The organism is Sphingobium chungangianum, assembly GCF_977014255.1.
Genome location: NZ_CDRNIV010000005.1, coordinates 73136 through 95736 on the forward strand (window position 1 = coordinate 73136; position 22601 = coordinate 95736).

General features: G+C 60.0%; 17 protein-coding genes. 9 read left to right on the forward strand and 8 right to left on the reverse strand.

Translation table 11 applies throughout. From position 1 onward, the window contains the following. Positions 1-297: 297 nt before the first annotated feature. The 3 genes from ACWNC0_RS06335 to ACWNC0_RS06345 all read left to right on the forward strand — a co-directional run bounded on the left by ACWNC0_RS06335 (position 298) and on the right by ACWNC0_RS06345 (position 3568). The gene (locus ACWNC0_RS06335; protein WP_449470394.1) at positions 298-1479 is read left to right on the forward strand and encodes a glycoside hydrolase family 68 protein; all 1182 of its coding nucleotides are present in this window, start codon (positions 298-300) and stop codon (positions 1477-1479) included. A 2-nt stretch (positions 1480-1481) separates the two neighbouring features. Further along, positions 1482-2420: an ROK family protein gene (locus ACWNC0_RS06340; protein ID WP_449470396.1), complete on the forward strand. Its 939-nt coding sequence runs from the start codon at positions 1482-1484 to the stop codon at positions 2418-2420. 110 nt (positions 2421-2530) lie between these two features. Beyond that, positions 2531-3568, forward strand: coding sequence for an IS110 family transposase (locus ACWNC0_RS06345; RefSeq protein WP_449469137.1), 1038 nt, complete (start codon positions 2531-2533; stop codon positions 3566-3568). 252 nt (positions 3569-3820) lie between these two features. Here ACWNC0_RS06345 and ACWNC0_RS06350 read toward each other — a convergent pair. The 4 genes from ACWNC0_RS06350 to ACWNC0_RS06365 all read right to left on the reverse strand — a co-directional run bounded on the left by ACWNC0_RS06350 (position 3821) and on the right by ACWNC0_RS06365 (position 7921). Beyond that, a protein-coding gene (locus ACWNC0_RS06350; protein WP_449470398.1) for an IS5 family transposase occupies positions 3821-4581 on the reverse strand; the annotation gives its coding sequence in 2 pieces (ribosomal slippage) (positions 3821-4248 and positions 4248-4581; 762 coding nt in all). Between the two features lie 72 nt (positions 4582-4653). Further along, entirely contained in the window at positions 4654-5721 is a 1068-nt protein-coding gene (locus ACWNC0_RS06355; protein WP_449470399.1) for a LacI family DNA-binding transcriptional regulator, read from the reverse strand. A 56-nt stretch (positions 5722-5777) separates the two neighbouring features. After that, positions 5778-6734 carry an alpha/beta hydrolase gene (locus tag ACWNC0_RS06360; RefSeq protein ID WP_449470401.1) on the reverse strand — a complete coding sequence of 319 codons (957 nt, stop codon included), beginning with the start codon at positions 6732-6734 and terminating at the stop codon, positions 5778-5780. After that, complete coding sequence (locus ACWNC0_RS06365) at positions 6731-7921, reverse strand: serine hydrolase domain-containing protein (RefSeq protein WP_449470402.1); 1191 nt, start codon at positions 7919-7921, stop codon at positions 6731-6733. Before ACWNC0_RS06365 ends, ACWNC0_RS06360 begins: the two co-directional genes overlap by 4 nt. Before the next feature lie 112 nt (positions 7922-8033). On the opposite strand from ACWNC0_RS06365, the gene ACWNC0_RS06370 reads away from it, so the two are divergent. The 3 genes from ACWNC0_RS06370 (at position 8034) to ACWNC0_RS06380 (ending at position 12968) form a co-directional block, all read left to right on the forward strand. Beyond that, the gene (locus ACWNC0_RS06370; RefSeq protein WP_449470404.1) at positions 8034-9482 is read left to right on the forward strand and encodes an MFS transporter; all 1449 of its coding nucleotides are present in this window, start codon (positions 8034-8036) and stop codon (positions 9480-9482) included. A 97-nt stretch (positions 9483-9579) separates the two neighbouring features. Beyond that, the gene (locus tag ACWNC0_RS06375; RefSeq protein ID WP_449470406.1) at positions 9580-11271 is read left to right on the forward strand and encodes an acyl-CoA dehydrogenase; all 1692 of its coding nucleotides are present in this window, start codon (positions 9580-9582) and stop codon (positions 11269-11271) included. A 2-nt stretch (positions 11272-11273) separates the two neighbouring features. Then, positions 11274-12968: a fatty acid--CoA ligase gene (locus tag ACWNC0_RS06380; RefSeq protein WP_449470408.1), complete on the forward strand. Its 1695-nt coding sequence runs from the start codon at positions 11274-11276 to the stop codon at positions 12966-12968. A gap of 110 nt (positions 12969-13078) precedes the next feature. Here ACWNC0_RS06380 and ACWNC0_RS06385 read toward each other — a convergent pair whose 3' ends face one another. The 3 genes from ACWNC0_RS06385 to ACWNC0_RS06395 form a co-directional block, all read right to left on the reverse strand. Further along, positions 13079-13840, reverse strand: coding sequence for an SDR family NAD(P)-dependent oxidoreductase (locus tag ACWNC0_RS06385; protein ID WP_449470409.1), 762 nt, complete (start codon positions 13838-13840; stop codon positions 13079-13081). A 135-nt stretch (positions 13841-13975) separates the two neighbouring features. Next, the gene (locus tag ACWNC0_RS06390; RefSeq protein WP_449470411.1) at positions 13976-15631 is read right to left on the reverse strand and encodes an AMP-binding protein; all 1656 of its coding nucleotides are present in this window, start codon (positions 15629-15631) and stop codon (positions 13976-13978) included. A gap of 171 nt (positions 15632-15802) precedes the next feature. Continuing rightward, positions 15803-17926: a TonB-dependent receptor gene (locus tag ACWNC0_RS06395; RefSeq protein WP_449470412.1), complete on the reverse strand. Its 2124-nt coding sequence runs from the start codon at positions 17924-17926 to the stop codon at positions 15803-15805. A gap of 353 nt (positions 17927-18279) precedes the next feature. Here ACWNC0_RS06395 and ACWNC0_RS06400 point away from each other — a divergent pair, with 353 nt between their 5' ends. The 3 genes from ACWNC0_RS06400 to ACWNC0_RS06410 all read left to right on the forward strand — a co-directional run bounded on the left by ACWNC0_RS06400 (position 18280) and on the right by ACWNC0_RS06410 (position 20882). Beyond that, complete coding sequence (locus tag ACWNC0_RS06400; protein WP_449470525.1) at positions 18280-19977, forward strand: AMP-binding protein; 1698 nt, start codon at positions 18280-18282, stop codon at positions 19975-19977. 444 nt (positions 19978-20421) lie between these two features. Then, positions 20422-20772, forward strand: coding sequence for a hypothetical protein (locus ACWNC0_RS06405; RefSeq protein WP_449470414.1), 351 nt, complete (start codon positions 20422-20424; stop codon positions 20770-20772). After that, positions 20715-20882 carry a hypothetical protein gene (locus ACWNC0_RS06410; RefSeq protein WP_449470528.1) on the forward strand — a complete coding sequence of 56 codons (168 nt, stop codon included), beginning with the start codon at positions 20715-20717 and terminating at the stop codon, positions 20880-20882. The genes ACWNC0_RS06405 and ACWNC0_RS06410 overlap by 58 nt, the downstream gene beginning before the upstream one ends. Positions 20883-21400: 518 nt before the next feature. Here the strand turns inward: ACWNC0_RS06410 and ACWNC0_RS06415 are convergent. Next, positions 21401-22161, reverse strand: a protein-coding gene (locus ACWNC0_RS06415) for an IS5 family transposase (protein WP_449470415.1) whose coding sequence is annotated in 2 segments (ribosomal slippage) — positions 21401-21825 and positions 21825-22161 — 762 coding nt in all. Because the reading frame shifts where the segments join, the coding sequence is not laid out codon by codon here. Positions 22162-22601 lie beyond the last annotated feature (440 nt).

Consider the following 22601-nt stretch of genomic DNA (forward strand, 5'->3'; position numbering starts at 1 on the left):
AGACACTTCAGATAATGATTTTCATCAAATGGGCGATAGCGCGCTGAGACAACAGCCGTCATTTGCCGTGGCATGACGTCCCAGACTGTGTGCAGATCAGCCTGGGACGCCCGTCCTGAGGACCAGCAATCGACTTGATAGCCGCTGCCCCCTCCGAAAGTGATCATTTTAGCGCGTCAATAAACGAACTTCACACAAAACCACCTTGCAATGGATTGCAGCATACGGCATCTGCAATGGATTGCAAGCGCGGGCCATGTGTGTGTCTTTACAGCTTTGACGCGCTCAGGAGGGAAGATGCCGATCGGAATGTCAGGGAATGGCAATGCCATCAACCATCCTCAAACGATGGGGACCCATCTTTCCAAGGAATGGATCGCTCACGCCCGCGACCAGAAATTTAGCCGTCTGCCCCTCATACAACATATGCCGCCCGCCCGGGTGATCGAAGGTCTCGACCTGTGGGACATGTGGCAGCTAACCCGGCCGGATGGCAGCCCTGTCATTGCTGATGAACGCGAATATTGGTTCTTTCTGGCAACTGCGATGCTGGACGATCCGGAAGACCGCCACGACATCGCCCGCATTCGCTTTACAAGTCGTGGTACGGACGGGTGGCGGGATCACGGCTGGTTATTGCCCGATGGATGGTCGCCTGGCAGTCGGGAATGGTCCGGTTGCTCAGTACTTGCGGAAGATGGCCGGACCGTCACTTTGTATTTCACGGCAACAGGCCAGCGGGACGGGCCCCACAGCTTCGAGCAGCGGCTCTTTGAAACGCATGCCGAATTTGAATTCGACGGCGACATGCCTGTCTTCCGCAATTGGTCTAAGCCGGTTCAATCCGTCGCGGCCGATGGCCACTGGTACAAGATTGCCGACCAGATCGTCGCGCCTGCCCATGGCATCTGGGGCTTTCGTGATCCATGCTTTTTCCGGGATCCGGCAGATGGGGCTGAGTATCTGCTGTTCACCGGTTCGGCTGGATGGACGGACAACAGGCTGGATGGCGTTATCGGCCTGGCGACCCGCACCATGGACGGCTGGACTCTGCAGCCGCCGCTGATCGAAGCGGTTGGCGTGAACAGTGAGATGGAACGACCGCATGTGATCGTCCGCGACGGACTATATTATTGCTTCTGGTCCAGCCACGGCCGCCGCCATGCAGCTGACGTGGGGGCTCCTACTGGCCTTTACGGCATGGTGGCAGAGCGTTTCGCTGGTCCATGGCGTCCACTGAACGGGACCGGCCTGGTCGCTGCCAATCCTGTCGATTCACCACTTCAGGCTTATTGTTGGTGGGTGTCGAGCGAAGGAAACGTGATCAGCTTTATCGACTATCCAGGAGCGAAGGGAACGGAGCCCCCGCAGGCGCGGAAGGAGCGTCGCGCCATGTTCGGCGGTACGGTCGCGCCGGTGTTCTCGCTCATCTTCGACGGTGACGTCGTGCAACCGCAGCCCGCCTGCGAATGGGAGTGAAGATGGACGTAGGAGCAAAGCCGCTATACGGCTGCATCGAAGCGGGCGGCACGAAATTCATTTGCGCGCTGGCGAATGGCGAAGGCCAGTGGCTGACGCGTACGCGCATAGAAACGACCCACCCGGCAGATACGATCGGGCGCATGGTTGACTTCCTACGGCAGGCGCAACAGCAATATGGGCGCCTGGCCAGCTTGGGCGTTGCCAGCTTCGGTCCGATCGAGCTTGATCAATCACGGCCCAACTGGGGTTCCTTGACGGATACGCCCAAAGCCGGATGGAGCCGAGTATCGCTGGTCGAGCCTCTGCGCGAGGCATTTGCGGTGCCCATCGAAATCGACACCGACGTCAACGCTGCCGCCTTGGCTGAAGTCGAGGCAGGGGGTGAAGCCTGCGGACAGGGTTTGATCTATGTGACGGTGGGAACGGGCATAGGTGGCGGCGCGGTGTTTGATGGGCGCGCTCTTCACGGACTGCGGCACCCGGAGATGGGTCACTTGGTGCCTCCCCGTCATCCGATGGACACGGATTTCCCGGGTTGTTGCCCCTATCATGGCGCCTGTGTGGAAGGATTGGCGAGTGGTCCCGCCATCATCGCCCGTTGGGGCCGCTCCTTGTCACAGCTGGATGAGAATCACCCCGCGCATGACATTGTGGCGTGGTATCTCGGCCATCTGGTGGCCTCCATGCTGGCAATGCTTTCTCCCGGTCGCATCGTGTTTGGCGGCGGAGTGATGGGTACGCCCGGGCTTCTGGACCGCGTCCGTGTCCATGCCGAACATTTAGCGGCTGGTTATCTCGCTGAGCGTGGCACGGTAGGCCAGATCATACAACCACCTCAACTGGAAGCCGATGTCGGACTGAGAGGCGCGCTGCTATTGGCCAAGGCAGCTCTTGATCGCGCCCAACCTGAATCGTCGCCCAAAAGCCTAGCGAGCTAAGATCAGATGGGGTGATTGGGGCCGACCCTGAATCGCTTGGGTGGCTGCTCCTCGCAAAATGGTAAGACGTGGTCCGTGTTGAGCGGCCACAACCATAAGGAGGAGCAACCATGCGCTACTATGCCGGACTGGATGTTTCGTTGGAAGAGACAGCGATCTGTATCGTCGATGAGGTAGGCAAGATCGAACGCGAACTTCGCGCGTCGAGCGACCCCGCTGCCTTAATCGATGCCTTCGCCGCACTCGACTTACCGATCGAGCGTATTGGTCTTGAGGCCTGTTCACTGGCATCCTGGCTGCATCAGGGGATGGCCCGAGCCGGGCTTCCGGTGCTGTGTATCGAAACTCGCGCGGCTAAGGCCGCAATGGGCGCAATGCCCAATAAGAGTGATCGTAATGATGCTCGCGGCCTGGCTCAAATCATCCGCACAGGATGGTATCGGGCAGTACATGTGAAGAGCCCGCCGTGCCGCTCTGCCCGCGCGCTGCTTGGTGCTCGGCGGATGGTGCTGAACAAGCAGCGCGACATTGAGAACGAGGTCCGTGCGGTCTTACGCGAGGCAGGGCTAAAGCTCGGCACGCCTGGTCGGAAAATGTTCGCACCGCGCGCCAGAGAGCTCGCCTCGGCGGATGCTGGCATCACAGACATTGTCGAACCATTACTGGCTATCCTAGCGACGATGGCCATTGAACTTGCACGTCTGACAAAGCGGGTTCTGGATGCCGTTCGTGTCGAACCTGTCTGTCGCCGGCTGATGACGGTACCTGGAGTTGGACCGCTTACTGCGCTGACTTTTCGCGCGACGGTTGATCAGCCTGAACGCTTCCGGCGGTCACGCGACGTCGGGGCGCATTTCGGTCTTACGCCGCGCCGCTACCAATCAGGCGAAACGGACATTCAGGGCCGCATAAGTCGATGTGGGGACGAACTCGCTCGCACCGCTCTCTACGAAGCCGCGCATACATTGCTGACGCGCTGCACGAAATGGTCGACACTGAAAGCGTGGGGCATGCGCATCGCGCAACGCCGCGGATTGGCAAAGGCACGCGTCGCCGTCGCACGAAAGCTCGCCGTCATTTTACATCGCATGTGGACCGATCAAACCGACTTCCGCTGGGGTAAAGCGTCGGCGGTCGCGGCTGTGTGAGGAGATAAATCAGTTTCCGCCCAAGCCGGGTGGGAAGCGATCGTTCCCATGGGGACGATGGGCGAGCCGACTTCGCAGTGAGTCCAGAACCTCAGCATGTCTGAAGGTCGAGGCTCAGATTGAAGCGCCTCGTTCTTCTAACCCCATTATGCGGCGACCAAGCGTCGATCGCGGAGAGAAGCAAGTGATCCATGGGAGCGGTCACGATACTGAGGATGCAGCTTGACCCAAAGGCCCCAATCAGAGAAGGACTCATTGATTAATCCAGAAGATGACGGTTGCTGCGATGCAGATGGCTGACATGAAGGTGTGAGCGCAGCGATCGTAGCGGGTATGGATGCGCCGCCAGTCCTTGAGCCTGCCGAACATATTCTCGATCTTGTGACGCTGGCGATATAGCATAGCGTCGTGCGGGATCGGGACCTTCCGGTTCCGCTTTGACGGGATGCAGGCCGTGATGTTGCGTTCGGCGAGGGCCTTGCGGAACCAGTCGGCGTCATAGCCTCGATCGCCGAGCAGGGCTTTGGCACGGGGCAAAGCGTCGAGCATCAGGGCTGCTCCCTTGTAGTCGCTCATCTGGCCCTCGCTTAGCAGCATGACCAGTGGCCTGCCCTTGCCGTCGCACACGGCGTGGAGCTTCGAGTTCAGGCCGCCTTTGGTGCGTCCGATACGTCTGGGAACAGCCCCTTTTTGAGCAGACTGGCAGCTGTCCGGTGCGCCTTCAGATGCGTCGCATCAATCATCAACTGGTCTGGCTTGCCGCCTTGCGCCGAAAGGGCGGAGAAAATCTTGTTGAACACACCGAGCCGACTCCACCGGATGAAACGATTATAGATCGTCTTGGGCGGACCATAGTCGGCGGGCGCATCGCGCCATCGCAAGCCGTTCCTGATGACGAAGATGATACCGCTGATGATCCGACGATCATCCACCCGCGGCACGCCGTGAGAAAGAGGGAAATAGGGCTCGATCCGGCGCATCTGCGCCTCCGACAGCCAAATCACATCACTCATGGCAACGTCTCCTCACGCAGCCATTGAATCAATCAATCTTCCGCTCGGCAAGAGATTTAATAGGTCCTGACCCTAGGCCGAGATGCGTACGATCAATTCAGGAGCGAGGCGCACCGATTCACACGCCTCGCCCTTCATCCGCTTGAACAACAAGTCGCACATCAGCGCGGAGCCGCGTTCCAGATCCTGGCGGATCGTCGTCAGCGGCGGGTTGCTTTGCGCCGCGATCGGCACGTCGTCGAAACCGATGACCGACAGATCTTGCGGGACGGATCGGTCCAGCGCGGCTGCGGCTCGGATCACGCCCATCGCCACGACGTCGGACCCAGCAAACACGCCATCCACATCGGGATGCTCCCGGAAAAGCGTTTCCGCAGCGGCAAACGCGTCCTGGGAAGTGAGATGTGCTGGGATCAGGACGGGAGGCTGCGGAGTATCGGACGACGCTGACGACAGGAAACCTTCATAGCGCGCAGCAAATTCAGGAACGCCGATATTGCCCAGGAAGGCAAGCTTTCGGCGCCCTTGTGCCATCAGCCGTGCCGCCGCGATGCGGCCACCCTCCACATTGTCGACCCCCACCGACAAATAACTTTGTTCAGGGCTATATTGGCCCCACACCACCATCGGCTCATAGGTCAAGCCGACCTCCTGCAACACGGCGGCCTGATCCGATTGACCCACCACCAGCACGCCATCGACCCGGCTGCTGTCGATAATCTGGCGCAACCAGTTGTCATGTTCCGGTTCGATGCGTTTAAAGAGCAGATCATAGCCCCGCTGCGACACCGCGTCGGCAAGATAGGCCAGCATCGCCATGAAGAACGGGTCGCTTAAATGCTGTCCCTTTTCATGGCCCAGCGGCAGGACGAGCGCGATCGTGTGCGACTGGCGCGTGCGCAGCATGCGCGCGGCCGGGTTCACGGAAAAGCCGACCTCCTTTGCCAAAGCCTGGATGCGCCTGCGCGTCTTCAAGGCGATAAGGCTATTGTCCGCCAAAGCACGGGAAACTGTTGCAGCGGATACGCCCGCCAGCTTCGCCATTTCCTGCAAGGTACGGGCTTGCAGCACGCCTGTTTCGGATGACGAGGCAGGCGTGTCGCTAGTTATCTTCGCGGATGGACGTTTGGTCTGAGGCACCAGATGAGAAAGCCCTTCTTGCAAACGATGGCAATGCTTTTCTTACTCAGTTTGCCTCAGGTCGTGTGAAGCAGGCTCCGAAATTGCTCTAAAACCTCGTCTGATGCCACGGCTGCGGCGGGGATGATGCGCCTTAAATGGGTGAAGCCATGGATCAGGTTCGAGAACTCGATCACTTCGGCGCGGCCTCCCGCCTGACGCAGCCGTTCCGCATATGCGATCGCCTCATCGCGCAGGGGATCGACCGACAGGACGACGATGAGGGCAGGGGGCAGGCCGGACAGATCCTGCGCTCCGAGCGGCGAGAGCCGCCAGTCGTTCGGGTCGCTGTCGCCGATATAGGCATCCGCCGTCGCCCGCAAAGTGTCGGCCTGCAGGCTGGGGTCGGCATTCGCCACGCGGGAGGGAAATGCCCAACCTTCGGCACGCAGGTCGACTGAGGGGTAGAGCAAAAGCTGCGCCTTGAGCGGGTGGGGACCTGTCTCGCCTCTTTCCCTTGCCGCGTCACGCAAGCCGATGGCCGTCGTCGCGGCCAGATTGCCCCCCGCGCTATCGCCTGCGATCACGACCTGCCGGACATCGCCGCCAAGGGCATCGACATTGTCGAGAACCCACTGCGCGGCGGCAAGCGAGTCCTCATAGGCGGCAGGGAAAGGATGTTCGGGGGCGAGGCGGTAGGTGCTCGACACGATTACCGCGGGCAGCGCTTCGCACAGATAACGGATCGTATGGTCCACCGTGTCGAGATCGCCGATCGTCCAGCCGCCGCCGTGGATGTAGTGCAGGGTGATCGTCGTCGGTTTGGTCGGGCGATAGATGCGCAGGGGCACCGGGCCGCCCGGTCCGTCGATGTTCCGCGCGTCCACCCCCGCGACCTCCGTAATGGGTGCCGGACCTAAGATCAGAGGCAGCAGTGATGCGGCATTCGCACGTTGGCCGGGCCAGTCGATCGGCAGTTCCACTTCCGATGGGATGGCCTTCAATATCTCGGCCAGAACGGGGTCCAATGTCATGCCTTGATCCTTTCATCGAGAATATCGTCAAGCGCCTTCACCACGGCATAGACTTCAGGATCTTCGACCCCGCCAGCCGCCATGCCATTGCGAACATAGGCGAAGCCAACTTCTCGCTCCGGCGACGCGAAAGCGAGACTGCCGCCCATACCGTCGTGCCCGAAGCTGGATCCGCCGAGCATGGGCTGCACGCGCCAGGGGATCATGAGCCCTGCGCCCCATGCCGGGCCTTCTTCTTCCAGACCGAATTGCTTGCCGGTCGAGACGGGACGGATCGCATCGGCGATGACCTCGTCGGACAGAAGGCGGATGCCGTCGATCGGGGCGAGGCAGGCCGCGTAAAATGTCGCCAGCGACCGGGCATCAGCCACAAGCGCTGCCCCTGCAAGCTCCATCGACTGCACATGCGGGTCGTTCAGGCTGCCTTTGCCGAAATCCGCCGCGAATGACAGGGCTCCGTTGATCGTCATCACCTGCCACGGCAGCGAGCCGGGCGCCATGCTAGCCTCTATCACGGCGGCTGCCTGCGCGGGATCGCGATGAACGAGCCTCGCGACGCGCTGCTGGTCGGCGCGGGGCACGCCGAAATAGAGCGACAGGTCGAGCGGGGTCGCGACATTGTCGGCGAGCCATTGGCCGACCGTTTGACCCGTCACCCTTCGGACAAGTTCGCTGGTGAACCAGCCGACCGTGACCGCATGATAGATATGCACCGACCCCGGCTCGAACATCGGGGGCTGGGCGGCCAGTCGGGCGGCCATATGCTCGACATCGCCGATCTGCTCCGCGCTGACATCGCCATCGATGAAGGGCACGCCGGCTCGATGCGCCAATGCGTTGCGAACCGTGAGGGCTCCCTTGCCGGCCTGGGCGAATTCCGGCCAGTAACGCGCGACCGGCGCATCGAGATCGATCAGGCCCTGACTCACTAGATGCAGCACGCAGACGGCAGCCACGCCCTTCGACACCGAAAAGACAGGAACGATAGTATCGGCTCTCCATGCAGCGCCACTATCCGCGTCGGCGACACCGCCCCAAAGATCAACGACGGTTTCGCCCTTCACGCGGATCGAACAAGCAGCGCCGACCTCCGCGCCGCCTCGCAGTCCAGTGGCAAAAGCGTCCCGGCAACGTTCGAAACCTGGCGCCACCGTGCCGCTGATCCTCGCAACCTTCTCGCTCTTCATGACCTCTCCTAAACCACCGTGCTGTCGGCTGTGGGCCCTTGCATAGCGGCAAAGCCACTGTTATGCAATGGATTGCAAGAACATCCAGCAAGGCCGCTGGAGAGAGGATTTCATGAGCTCCAGCGCATCTTGCGGCACCGTAAATGTACGGTTGCCGATTCGAACCAAACTCCTGTTCGGGTGTGGTCAGGGCGTGGAAGTATCGGCCACATTCGTCGCCAACACATTCCTCCTGTTCTACCTCACCAGTGTAGCTGGAATTTCGCCCGCAGTGGCGGGCGCAATCATCTTTGCATCCCTCGTCATAGATGCGATCGCGGATCCCCTGATCGGATCCTGGTCGGATCGCTCCCACTCGCGCTGGGGCCGCCGCCTGCCGTTCATGGTGTTCGGACTGCCGGTGATCTGCATCGCTTCGATAGCGTTGTTCGGCATAGCGGTATCGGGAGACACGGTGGCCGCCATCAGCGTCGCCCTCCTTCTCAACGTTTCGCTTCGGGTCGGAACATCGCTCTATGCGCTTCCCTATTCGGCGCTCACCGCCGAATTGACGAGTGACTACGACGAGCGGTCGAGCGTCACTGCTTATCGGATGATTTTCGGGTTCATCGGCACGGTCCTCACCATCGCGCCGGCCTTCGGACTCATCTTCGCGACAAAGGAAGCCTATGCGTCGCGCACTGCCTATATGCAGCTGGGGCTGCTGCTGTCAGCCGTAGTCCTGGTGATGGGACTCATCTGCATCCTTGGCGTGCGTCGGGCGGTTGCTGCGAGCCCAGTCGAGCACCTCACGCCCGCCGCGACGTCCAAGTCCTTTGTCGAAGACCTGCGCGATCTTCTGCGCAACAGGTCGTTTGTCGTTCTGTTCACGTCGGCCCTGATTGCTCTGGCCATAGGTGGCAGCATGAACGCCTTAAACCTCTATGCGTACAGCTATTTCTGGAAGCTGCCCGCTTCGCTTAATCAGGTTCCCATCATGGGATTCCAGATCGGCCTGCTTCTGGGTATTCCCGTCACCGCGCTGTTGCTCAAGCACATGGAAAAGCGCGATGTCGTGATCCTGGGACTCTGCACGATCGCGTTCGGCCAGACCGCTTCCGTCCTGATTGCCCATCAGTTTCTAGGGCCTTTGCCTAACCCGGCGGCCACGGCAGTCCTGGTGGGAGCGAGCGGGCTGTTCGGCGCCTGCAATTCCCTCTTCTTCATCGGATTTCAGTCAATGATAGCCGATGCGGTCGATGAGCATGAAGCCAGGTTCGGCCAGCGGTGCGAAGGGCTATATTATAGTGCGCTTGTCTTCTCGGCCAAGGCGGCAGTCGGAATCGGATCCCTCGCCGCCGGTTCCGTCCTGTCGATGGTTGGCCTCAAAGCCAATGCCGGCGCAGGCGCTGCGCAAATTGCCGATCAGTCCGCAACGTTTCTAGGGCTATTGTGGGGAGCTGGCCATGGCCTAGCCTTCCTCATAGTGCTCCCGTTAATCCTCACATATCGGCTGGATCGGGAACGCCACCGGCAACTTATTCGTGAGCTGGACACCCAGAGGGCTGTCGCGCCAGCCTGAGTTTCGGGCGCTTGCCTAGAAGGGAGTCGCTCAAGAAGTCCTGTAAATTCTCATCACGCCCATCGCCGGACGGGCGTGAAACCGCAAGGGAACCATAATGACCTTTACCAGCCTGATCGCTGAGCAACGCTTTGTCCTCCGCACCTTGGCAGACATTGACAGGCTGAAAATCGAACAAGATGTTATCGACGCGGTCCTTGAAGGTGTCGCCCAGCTTGCCGCAGGTGAGTGGGCGCCACTTCGACGCGTCGGTGACACGATCGGTGCAAAGTGGAGCGAAGCAGGGGTATGTTTGCCTGAGGGCTTTGCCGCAGCCTACCGCGCCTATGTGGAGGGCGGATGGGGCGGCATCGCCGCTCCCCAGGGTTTTGGCGGTCAGAACTTGCCATTCGCGCTGCAGATGGCGGTTCTGGAAACATTGGGAGTGGCGAATTTCGCCTTCGCCTTGCTGCCCATCCTCACCACAGGGTCGATAGAAGCGCTGATCCATCACGGCAGCGAGGAGCAGAAGCGACTCTATTTGCCGCGACTGACATCGGGCGAGTGGGCTGGCACGATGAACCTTACCGAACCGCAAGCAGGTTCGGATGTCGGGGCGCTCCGGACGAGGGCCACACCTCGCCAGGACGGTCGGTGGAACATCACGGGTCAAAAGATATTCATCTCGTTCGGAGATCACGACCTTACGGAAAACATCATCCATCTCGTGCTTGCCCGGACGCCGGATGCGCCGGAGGGAACGCGCGGCATCTCGCTGTTTTTGGTGCCGAAATATCGCCTTGACGAAAGCGGAGCGCCGAGCATCTTCAATGATGTGCGCGCTGTATCGATCGAGCATAAGATGGGCCTTCATGCCTCACCCACCTGCATGCTTTCCTTTGGCGATAACTGCGAGTGTGTAGGGGAACTGATCGGCGCAATCGGCGGCGGCATGCCTGCAATGTTCACCGTGATGAACAATGCCCGGCTGAACATAGGCTTGCAAGGCGTCCAGATCGCCGAAGCAGCGACGGACAAGGCGAGTGCATTTGCCGCTGAGCGTATCCAGTCTGCTCGCGCGGGGAGTGCAAACCGCGCGCCGGTGCCGATCGCCGAGCATCCCGACGTGCGGCGCATGCTGCTGCGCATGAAAGCGCAAACACAGGCTGCTCGCGCACTAGTCTATTATGCGGCTAGTATGGTCGATCGTTCGGCTGGCGGTGACCAGGACGCTCAGATGCGGCTCGAACTGCTTACACCGCTGGCAAAGGCGCATGCGACCGATATCGGGTGCGAGGTCGCGTCCCTTTGCATGCAGGTGCATGGCGGCGTCGGCTATGTTGAGGAAACAGGCGTCGCCCAGTTCTTGCGTGACGTGCGAATAGCGCGAATCTACGAAGGCACGAACGGCATCCAGGCGGCCGACCTGGTCGGACGCAAGCTCGGCCTCGACAATGGCGGGGTTCTTCTCAGCCTGATCAATGATATGCGTCGCGATGCGGAAGGTGCTCCGCTATGCGACCTGATTGCGGTTTGCGACGAAATCGGTCGAGGGATGGCCGGTCTGGGGCATGACGACCGTCTTGCAGCGAGCTATCCTTACCTCACTATGCTGTCGACCGCCGTCTGCGGCTGGCTGATGGAGCGGGAAGCGCGTGCCGCTGCCGACGATGCGTTCGGGCGGACGAAGAAGGTCGTGTGCCGCTTCTACCTCGAACAGGTTCTTCCCGAAGCGATGGGGCTTCGCGCCGCCGCAACGGCGAGTGCGGACCTGCTATATGCTCTAGACGCTGATGCACTAAGGGCCTGACCATGACTGAATTCCGTGATCATATAGCGAGACCTGCATCCTTCATTACCGGTGTAAGGCGGATCGAGCGGACTCCGTCGGCCCATGGCGGTCCCTTGCTGATCAAGCTATTGCTGCAATCCGCCATGGCCCATGCGCCCGACCAGGAGATCGTGTACCGCGACACGGTCCGGCACAGCTATCGCGATTTCAACCGCCGCGTCGCGCAACTGGCGAATGTCCTTACCGATCTGGGCGTCACGCCGGGCCAGACGGTGGGCGTGCTTGACTGGGACAGTCACCGCTATCTCGAAAGCTATTTCGCCGTCCCCGGCATCGGCGCGGTGCTCCATATGGTGAACGTCAGGTTGTCGCCCGAACAGATATTGTTCACGATCAATCACGCCCGCGACGACGTGCTGCTCGTCCACGCGGATTTCCTGCCGCTGATCGAGTCGCTGTGGGATCGGCTGGAGACCGTCGGCACCTTGATCCTGCTCGCCGATGCCGGGGCGTCCCCTGTTACCACGCTTCCCTCCGCGGGGGAGTATGAGGAGCTGATCACAGCGGCATCTCCCTCCTTCCTCTTCCCGGACTTCGATGAGGATGCCTGCGCGACGACTTTCTACACGACTGGCACGACGGGTTTGCCCAAGGGCGTGTCATTCAGCCATCGCCAACTGGTCCTGCATAGTCTGGCGGCTGCCACTGCGTTGGGCTCCGCTGCCGATCAGGGACGGCTTCACCGCGGCGACGTCTACATGCCGATCACGCCGATGTTTCACGTCCATGCCTGGGGCTTGCCCTTCGTCGCTACCATGTTGGGGCTAAAGCAGGTCTATCCCGGCCGCTATGAGGCGGAAACGCTGCTCATGCTGCGCCGAAAGGAAGGCGTTACTTTCTCGCACTGCGTGCCGACACTGCTCCAGATGCTTCTCTCCTGTCAGGACAGCAGCGAAACGGACCTTGGCGGATGGAAGATCGTCATCGGTGGTTCCGCTCTTCCGGCAGGACTTGCGCGCACGGCAATTGAGCGGGGCATCGACATCTTCACCGGTTACGGCATGAGTGAGACCTGCCCGATCCTCAGTCTGGCGCAATTGGGGACCGATATGATCGAGGAGGGGCTAGCGGCGCAGATTGTCGCCCGAACAAAGGCCGGCCGCCCAGTTCCGCTCGTGGAACTCGCCATCATCGACGAGTCCTGCAATTCTCTTCCGCATGATGGAGAACAGTCAGGCGAAATCGTCGCGCGCGCCCCTTGGCTCACTCAGGCCTATGTTGGCGACGCCGCCGCCTCGAAACGGCTATGGGCCACCGGCTACCTGCATACCGGCGATGTTGGGATGATCGACCCCGGCGGCTGGCTGCGGATTACCGATCGGATGAAGGATGTGATCAAGTCGGGCGGCGAGTGGGTGTCATCCCTTGAAATAGAAGACCTGATCTCGCAGCACTGCGACGTTCGCGAGGTCGCAGTGATCGGCATTCCTGACGCCCGTTGGGGCGAGCGTCCACTGGCGCTCATCGTCGCGGCAAGTGAAGCATCATCGGCGATCACCACCGAAGCCATAGCGGCCCATCTGCAACCCTATTGTGACCAGGGGATCATCTCCAAATGGGCGATCCCGGCGGTCATTCAGGTCGATGCCCTTGCCAAGACGAGTGTCGGCAAACTCGACAAAAAGACCCTCCGCGCGCGTTTCGGGCAACCCTGATATTTTGTCCCGCATCTAAGGAGGTCAGCGGTTATCCGGCGGCCGCGCAGTACTGGGGAATAAGATGTCGGGCATGCCACGTGGCGCGCCTTGATGTCGTTTTTCTGCCATTATCGCGGTGCCATTCGGATGGCGCCATCAAGGCGTATGACTTCGCCATTGAGCATCGGGTTACGGACGATTGCTTCGACCATTTGAGCATATTCCTCGGGGCGTCCCAACCGGCTGGGGTGAGGAACCTGCGCGCCAAGGGAAACTTGGGCGGGGTGCGGCAGTCCCATCAGCATAGGGGTCAGGAACAGACCCGGCGCGATGCTCATCACCCGGATACGATGCTGGGCAAGGTCGCGAGCAGCGGAAAGGGTGAGCTTTACCACACCGCCCTTTGAAGAGGCGTAGGCGGCTTGCCCAATCTGTCCGTCATAGGCTGCGACGGAGGCTGTGTTGACGATTACGCCTGCCTCCTCCCCTTCTATGTCTGCGGCGATCAGGCGCGCGGCGACCTTCGACAGTATGTTGAAGGTGCCTACCAAGTTGATCTCTACGGCCTTGCGGTAGGTGGACAATGAGTGGGGCTGACCCAGCCTGTCCACAATACGCATCGCAGGAGCGATCCCGGCGCAGTTGACTAGGATACGGGCCGTGCCATGGGATGATTCCGCCATCGCAAGGGCCTCCGCCACGCCCTCGTCATCGGTCACATCGACCGGGAGGAATATGCCGCCGATCTCATTCGCCGTGGCAGAGCCGACATCGGCGTTAAGGTCAAAGATGGCGACCCGTGCACCCGATGCCGCTAGCAAGCGCGCGGTCGCGCCTCCCAACCCCGAAGCTCCACCGGTAACGATGGCAGCGCAGCCGTTGATGTCCATGATCAAAATGCTCCTTCAATTCATTTGATAGCAACCGTGATGGCTTAGCCTCGTCGACCCCATGGTCGGGTCGAGCCGGCAATTGACGCGATGAGATTGACCTACCGATCAGGTGAGGAACACCTTACGCGCCCCTTAACGCTGCTTGGCGATTTCCTCGTTGCGCAGCAGGAAGCGCTGCACCTTGCCGCTGGGCGTCTTGGGCAGTGATTCCACGAACGCGACTTCGCGCGGATAGGCATGAGCGGATAGGCGAGTCTTGACGTAGCGCTGGATCGATGATGCCAGATCCGGTTGGTCCGCACTATAGCCCTGGTTCAGTACGATGAACGCCTTGATGATCTCGGTACGCTCGGGGTCCGGTTTTCCGATCACCGCGGATTCCATCACGGCTTCATGTTCGAGCAGTGCGCTTTCGACGTCGAATGGCCCGACGCGGTAGCCCGACGTCGTGATGACGTCGTCGGCGCGGCCGATGAAAGAAATGCTGCCGTCCTTATTCTGCTCGACCGTGTCGCCGCTCAAATAATAATCACCGACGAACGCTTTGGTTTCCCGCTCCAGATAGCCCGAAAACCACATCATCGGCGATGCCTTGCGATCCAGCGCCAGTATGCCCGGCTCCCCTTGAGGCAGTTCCTCCCCTTCTGGCGAGATGACAACTACGCGATGCCCGGGGGACGCGAAGCCGGCCGAGCCGACGTGGATAGAATGATCGATCCCATGATGGTTGCACAGCACCATGCCGAGTTCGGTCTGCCCGTAATGATCGTAGATCGGCGCGCTCAAATGCTCGTCAAACCAGCGTATGATCTCAGGATTAAGTGGCTCGCCTGCGCTACTGACGGCGCGAAGCTGGCCTTTGATGCGCGCGGCCTTCTCCGCCCCTCCCGCCAACAGCAACCGATAGGCCGTCGGCGATCCCGCAAGATTTGTGATCCCCAGTTCGGCAATCGTGTCATAGGCGTCGTCAACATCGAACCCGCGCTGGTTGAAGGTCGTCGTCATGCCAAGCGCCAGAGGACCGGTTACCGCATAATATAGGCCATAGGCCCAGCCGGGGTCGGCCAAATTCCAGAAATGGTCGTCACGGCGCAGGCCCACAGCATCGCGCATGTAGGCAGCGAATGCCGCGATCGCCTTGATCGGCACCAGCAGCGGCTTGGCGGGTCCTGTGGTGCCAGACGTAAACATGATGAGCAACGGATCGTCCAGGCCGCAAGGCACCGCCATATGGGCATCTTCCTCGCTTTCGATCATGAGCCAGAAGTCCCGCTGGCCGTTGTCCTTATCCGCGCCCACGATGATCTGCTCGACCGACGAAGGGAGATCGGCGATCTTGGGACAATTGTCCTGATCCGTTACGATCACGCGGGTGTCCGCCTCTGTCAGGCGATATTCGATCGCCTTCGATCCAAAGGCGGTAAACAAGGGCTGATACACTGCCCCCAGACGCCAGGTGGCGAGGATCAGTATCAGGAGTTCGGGCGAGCGCGGCAGCAACCCGGCGACCCGGTCGCCCTTAGTTACGCCCAGCGATGCCAGCGCTGTGGCTAGCCGCGCGCTGTCGTGGGCGAGCCGGGCGAAGGTCCATTCCATCGTGACGCCATCAAGCCCGCGATGGCGCAATGCCACGCGTTCCCGATCAGCAGCATGCCGGTCGCCGCACAATAAAGCCGCGTTGGTGTGCCCGTTATCGTCTAAATCAAGACAAGAGAGGGCCGCCTTCAGGTCGAACATGGAGACGGCACTGTTATCGTCGCCGCCGCCCCGCGAACATGTACCGTCCATGCCTTCCCACTCCAATTCACAAATGCGCGATCGATGCATTTTACAGCTTTGAATGTCGCCTAAGTTCAAATCATCTTCCCTGCCCAGCGCATGTTCGGCAGAAAGGAAGCCCCGGCACCGGATCGTCCGGTGTCGGGGAACCAAGTGACCGCGCTTTGCTAGCGCAGCTAATCAGAAGCCTTTGCGGATCCTGACGCCGATCGTGCGGGGAACCGGACCGTTGAGAGCGGTAGGCACGAAATAATCCGTCGGACCGCGTTCGTCTGTCAGGTTTTCGCCAAACAGCGCGATTTCGTAAGGACCTCGCCGGATACCCAGCGTCGCTCCCAACAGATCATAACGGCTTGCGGTGACACCGCCGATCGTCGGCCGCGATCCCGTCTGGCTGAAGTTCACGTTGCTGAAAAGCTCAAGATTGTTGCTGATCTCGCGAGTGTAGCTGGCATCAATACGAAAGTTATAGCCTGCGGAATTTACCAGACGGCGACCTTCGGCCAGGCGAGGAAGTTGAGCCGTAACCTGCGGGTCCACCTCGTCATATTTGCTGGAATTGATGTTGGCGACCCCTCCCAATGTCAAACCGGGCACGGGCGTGCGCCAATTTACATCGATATCGATGCCGGTCGAATGCGCCTTGCCGATGTTGAGGAAGCCTCCGATGCCAGCAGTTGTCGTATAGCCCGACTGCAATCCATCGAACTTGATGTGATAGAGGTTGGCCGCCACAGTTAAGGTGCGATTGAAGAGCCGTACCCTGGTGCCGAGTTCGTAATTGGTCAACGACAAGGGATCCAGCAAGATCTTGGCTGGGAAGCCATCGGCCTCCAGCAATTGCACCTGAAGCGCGGACTGAATCGTGTTGACACGGAAGCCCGTTGATACAGTGGCGAATGCCGAAATATCGTCATTCGGGAAATATGACAGGTTTGCGCGCCAAGTGGTCTTCTTCAGCGTCGCGGGCAAGCTGGATGTTGCATCCTCATATCTGCGACGATCATGATAGTAGCGGACACCAAGAAGCGGCACGAGCTTTCCACCGAACAGATCATAACTGATTTCGCCAAAACCGGCCCAATTTCTGGTCACCGCATTGTTATCGGCTACCTGCTGGACCACCACAAAATCCAGAGCGTTACGCTGCGGACCTTCGCCGGCGCTATAGGCGCCGCCTACAACCCAATGGAATGGCCCTGCACCGGTAGATCTCGCTCGAATTTCCTGATTGAAGTTTTTCGGATTGAAGAAGGAGTCGAATTTCCCTCCAGGAATACCCAGCACTCCCAGCGGTGTGCGGTAACCAAACGACCCTTTCAGGTAACTGGTAGAACTCGTTATCGCGACGCCGCCCAGGTCGAGGTCACCGGTCAGGCTGTAAAGCGTATATTTGGATCTGGTGAAACTATCGATACCCGCCGTATTCTCGTAGGTAAATGGATCGACACCGCTGTAAATGGATTGATAACCCTGGGTTGGCCTGAACTGCCAGACTTGCGCGCGGAGCGTGAACCTGTCGGAGGGCTTGAACAAAACCGCGATCCGCCAGTCCCGATTTATTTGGTGATTGACGTCCTTTTCATCGGGCGTGCCGTCATTGGCTCCGTAATAAACGTCGGCATAGCCCTGCTGGCGCGAAATGCCGCCACTCACTCTTATCGCCAGCACGTCTTCGATAATCGGTACCGACAGGGCGCCCGCAACACCCCAGTTCAGGCCGGACGCATCCCTTGTGGACGAGGCGGAGGCTTCGCCCAGCACCTGGACCGCCGATAGATCAGGGTCGCGGGTGCGGAAGATGATAGTGCCGCCTGCCGAACCTTGCCCGTAGAGCGTGCCCTGAGGGCCACGAAGAACCTCAACCCGTTCCAGATCAAGAAACTTGATGGGAGGAGCAATACCGAAATTTGGAACGACAAAGGGTACATCGTCCAGATAATAGCCGATGGGGGTTTCACCGTTGGTCCCACCGACGCCGACGCCGCGAATATTATAGGATTTGATACCGGCAGCAGTCTCCTGCGCGATGGACGCGCCGGGAATGGCAGTGATCAGGTTGTTGACGTCCTGAACATTCTTTTCCTTGAGGCTTTCGCCTGAGAATGCCTGGATCGCCAGAGGCGTTTTTTGCAGTGACTGCGGCCCGGTTTTGGACGCGGTCACGACGATGTCGGGGACAGAGCTTTGCGTGGCCGATGATTGCGCTGCTACAGTGCTGCTCGCGTCGCCCGATTGCGATGCCGTCTGCCCGTAGGCTTGCCCGCTCAGCGCGCACAACGATACGCACGTCACGAGCGACATTCTTACCTTCATGATCATTCTCCCCACAACAGCAGCCGTCTAATCCGGGCTTGCAATGGTTTGCAAATTAGTCCACCTTGCAATCCATTGCAAGAAAGAATTTTTGGCTGATTTCGGAGGGGCGGTGACATCCGCAATGCTCCAGGAGGGCCACGCCATCGCCGGGGGTTGCAAATGGGATGTGCCAAAAGCGGAAGGCGTTGGAAGGACGAGACGGCAGTGCGGGACGGGGTCGGCGGCGGGACCTGACCGCAGTCTACTATACGTGCGTCGCTCGAACCTGAGCAGGATCGCTGGCCTCATGCTGCGGCCAGCAAAGGACAATGTAGATGCAAGAAAAGCAGGACAGGATAATGGAGCAGGATCTTTTCAGTCACGTCGTGGGATCCAGCGAGCGTCCGCTCCTGGACTGGACTGTAGGCCAGGCTCTTGACCACGCGGCGGAGTGTTGGCCTGATGAAACCGCCTTGATCTCACGCCATCAGGGCCTCCATTTCAGTTGGGCGGCATTGAGGGATGCCGCGCATGATTTCGCGCTGGGACTGACCGCGCTGGGGCTGGGGCCAGGTGACCGCGTCGGAGTGTGGGCGCCCAATTGCGCCGAATGGATCATCGCACAGTTCGCCACGGCGGTAGTGGGCATCATCCAGGTCAACATCAATCCCGCCTATAGGCTCAGCGAGTTGGAATATACGCTGCACAAAGTGGGCGTTAAAGCGCTCATCTGCGCCGACAGTTTTAAAACCAGCGATTATCTCGCCATGGTGGAGGAACTGGTGCCCGAACTGAGTCAGCATACCGGAAAGATCGCGTCATCCCGGCTCCCCCTTCTGGAGCATGTCATCAAGATTGGCGGCGGACCGCGACCGGGATGGCTTGATTTTGACACCGTCATGCAGAGCGGCAGCGAGTTGCCGCGCGAGCGGATCGAGGCGATCGGCTCCGCGCTGCGCCCACATGACCCCATCAATATCCAGTTCACCAGCGGCACGACTGGCCTGCCCAAAGGCGCTACGCTTTCCCACCACAATGTCCTCAATAATGCCTATTTTTGCGGGCTAGCTATGGGCCTGACGGCGGGCGACCGGCTTTGCGTGCCGGTGCCGCTCTATCATTGCTTTGGCATGGTGATGAGCAACCTTGCCTGCCTCGTTCATGGGGCTACGATCGTCTACCCCTCTGCAGGCTTTGATCCGCTGGCGGTTCTGGAAGCGGTGGAGGCAGAACGCTGCACCGCATTACACGGCGTGCCAACCATGTTCATTGCGGAACTGGAGCATCCGCAATTTTCACGCTTCGACCTCAGCTCCCTGCGCACTGGGCTGATGGCAGGCGCACCTTGCCCTATCGAAATCATTAATCGGGTTATGACGGAAATGCATATGCGCGATGTTGGCGTCGCCTATGGCATGACGGAGACAAGCCCGGTCAGCTTCCAGACATCGGTAACCGATCCGGTCGAGCGCCGCGTTTCCACGATCGGCCATGTCCAGCCTCATCTGGAAGCCAAAGTCATCGATCCCGTGACGGGCAAAATCCTTCCGCGCGGCACGCCCGGAGAATTATGCACGCGCGGCTATTCCGTGATGCTGGGCTACTGGGACGAACCGGAGCGGACCGCTGATGCGATCCGTGATGGTTGGATGCACACGGGTGATCTGGGCATTATCGACGATGAAGGCTATGGCCGGGTGGTAGGCCGCGCGAAGGATATGATCATCAGGGGCGGCGAAAACATCTATCCGCGAGAGATTGAGGAGTTTCTCATCCGTCACGACGCGATAGAGGATGTACAGGTCGTAGGCGTTCCGAGCGAGCGCTTCGGTGAAGAGGTATGCGCCTGCGTCCGCCTGCGTGCTGGCATGCAAATCACTGTGGATGACCTGATTGCCTCCTGTCGCGGCCAGATCGCCCATTACAAGATTCCGCGCTACGTCCGCTTCATGGAAGCCTTCCCTATGACCGTGACGGGCAAGGTGCAGAAGAACTTGCTGCGCGATGTGACGGTAAGCTGGCTGAAGAATGAAGGCACTGACAATCTACCGGACTGATCATGCTGTACTGGACTGCGAGGCTACCCCACCGTACCAATACTTCAACTCTTCGTTAAAGATCATCCATCGAACTGTCGTTACGTATGCGCGCTTTCCGCTCAGTGTAAGGAATTAAAGTCAGTGCTGCGGAATCGACATCAGCCCTGAGCAGGGCCGAGTGCTTAAGGGGGGGGCAGGTGCTGAAAATGCCACTTGCCTCATCAGTTACGAATGTCCGCCAGTCCCGATTCCTGTACTTCGTGATAGTCTCGATGCAGTGGGTCATTGCCATCCACAGGCACATCGCATGGCCGCCGATCCGGCTGCGACGGCGCATCGGGGGGCTCACGGAAGGCAGGATTATCAGTTCTGCAGCGCAAGTTGCCGAACCAAGTTCATTGTCGACCCTAATCGCTAGTTCCGCGCCAACGCCGCCGCTCCGGGTGCGATGTGGACTGCCCGATGCAACCGGAGGTGAGGCAGGATCATCTTGGCCCCTGTCCGATTTGCGGCCTGGCGCTGGAGCCGGAAATGGTCACTGCGAAGACTGGTCCAAACGCCGAGCTCATCGACATGACCCGGCGCTTCTGGATTGCCTGGGCGATAACGATACCGGTGTTCCTGCTGGAAATGGGCAGCCACTTGTTTCCCGCGATTCACCGGGTAGATCCGTCCGCGCTTACGGGTCATCGTGGGCAGGATGGAAAGTTTTGGCTCGCCGCGCAAGCCGGGGCCGGTGCGGGGATAAAGAGGGGATGGCCCGAACTGCAGGGTCCGTTAAGGTCGATGACGATCCCGTGCGGGCGCTGCTGACGCGGCGGTGTCGGTTTTTGGGCCTTCCCGGAACGGAGGGATGGGCGGTACTCCCCTCTGACCTCTTCCGGGCAGCGAGCGATGGCTATGGGCAGGTGACCAGCCGCTAGGGCAGAGATTTGTCGCCGCGCCTCCCGCCGCCGACGTCCCCCTTGTAAAGAATATCCCAGCCCGCCGGCTCTGCGTGGCGCTGATCTCCCTACGCGGGTGCTTGTAATTATTGCCCTTGCCGACCGAAAACACACAGGTCCCCAGGTTCGGCACACGCAGCGGGAGTCTTCCGCTGAACTTTCCGCCATGATGGGTACCGACCATATAGGCCGCCGTCGACATGAAGATGCTGACTCGGAGCATGGCATATGGCGCGTCGCCCACGAGGAGCGTGTCCCGCGCCTGCCCATTTAAGTTCACTTCCCGATCGGAGTCTATACACCGTTCGTCCGTGCGTTGTTTACCTACCGTCTTGGTTTTCATCTGGATCAGGTAAATTTTGACTACCGTGATCATGAACTACTCAACCTTTTCCTCGGTGTGCCAGGCCCCAAATCAAAATGGGTAGTTGCCGGTCTCGCGCGTAACGTGCTGAACCAGAAGCGGATCACCAATATCTCACTAGCGCGTAGACCCATTACGCGTTGCACCAGAGGCGAACGCAGATGAGCTTGATGGCGGCGAGGAAGTTGGCCGGGTCTTTGTCGTAGCGGGTCGCGATGCCGCGGTACTGTTTGATGCGATTGAAGAAGCGCTCGACGAGGTTTCGCTGTTTGTAGAGCCATGGCGAGAAAGCGAAGCGTTGCGTGCGGTTGGATCGATTGGGAATGTTGGCCCAAACGTTCCTGGCGGCAGCGGCCTCACGGATGGCATCGCTGTCATATCCCTTGTCGCCCAGCAGGGTTGCGCCTTCGGGGATGGCCTCGATCAGCGCCTCGGCTTCACAGGCGTCGTGGACCTGCCCGCCTGTCAGTCTCAGGCTGACAGGGCGTCCGTCAGCATCGACAAGAGCATGGAGTTTGCTGGTAAGGCCGCCCCGGGAACGTCCCATGCCACGATCGCAGCCTCCCCCTTTTCGCCCGTCGCACCATTCTGGTGGACGCGCATGCAGGTGGAATCGATCATCACCAGTTCGCCATTATATCCGGCAGAAACCGCTGCCAGCAGCCGGTCCCACACCCCGGCTTTGCGCCAGCGGACGAACCGATTGTAGCAGGTTGTCGAAGGCCCATAGCGCTCGGGCACTTCGGCCCACGTCGCTCCCGAGCGAAAGCGCCACATGATCCCGTTGATAACTCGACGGTCATCCACCCGGGCCACGCCGCGCGACTTGTTGGGAAGCAAGGGCTCGATAATCGCCCATTCCCGATCTGTCAGTTCATACCGCCGCCGTGCCATCAAACCCTCCAAATCTGGAGGCCCCTGAATCATGCAAATGGCCAATCCTCAAGCCATTTTATGAGTTTACGACCTAAGCGGAGGCGGAAAGGGGGCGAAGTCTGTGGAGGGCTCCGCAATCCTTCGTTCGGTCGGCGAGCGCGGGACGTGCGCAGGCACGACATAGAGAAGGCGGGCGCTGGCCCGCCTTCTTCATTTTTGGCCCCGGCGTGGTCGATGCGGACAGACGGCCACTGCATCCTGCGTCCAAGGTGAACGACGTTACTGACGTATGGGTGACGCCGGAGACGGGGCAACTCGGATTCGTCGCGCGTCGGCTCGATCAGTCCAGTCCATTTCTCCGTCCACTCGCAAAATGGTTCGGGTCCTCAGGCTGCGGCCCGGTAGTGATCGCCAGATCGCAACACTGCAAAAATGATCCGTGCGTCCTTATTGGCGAT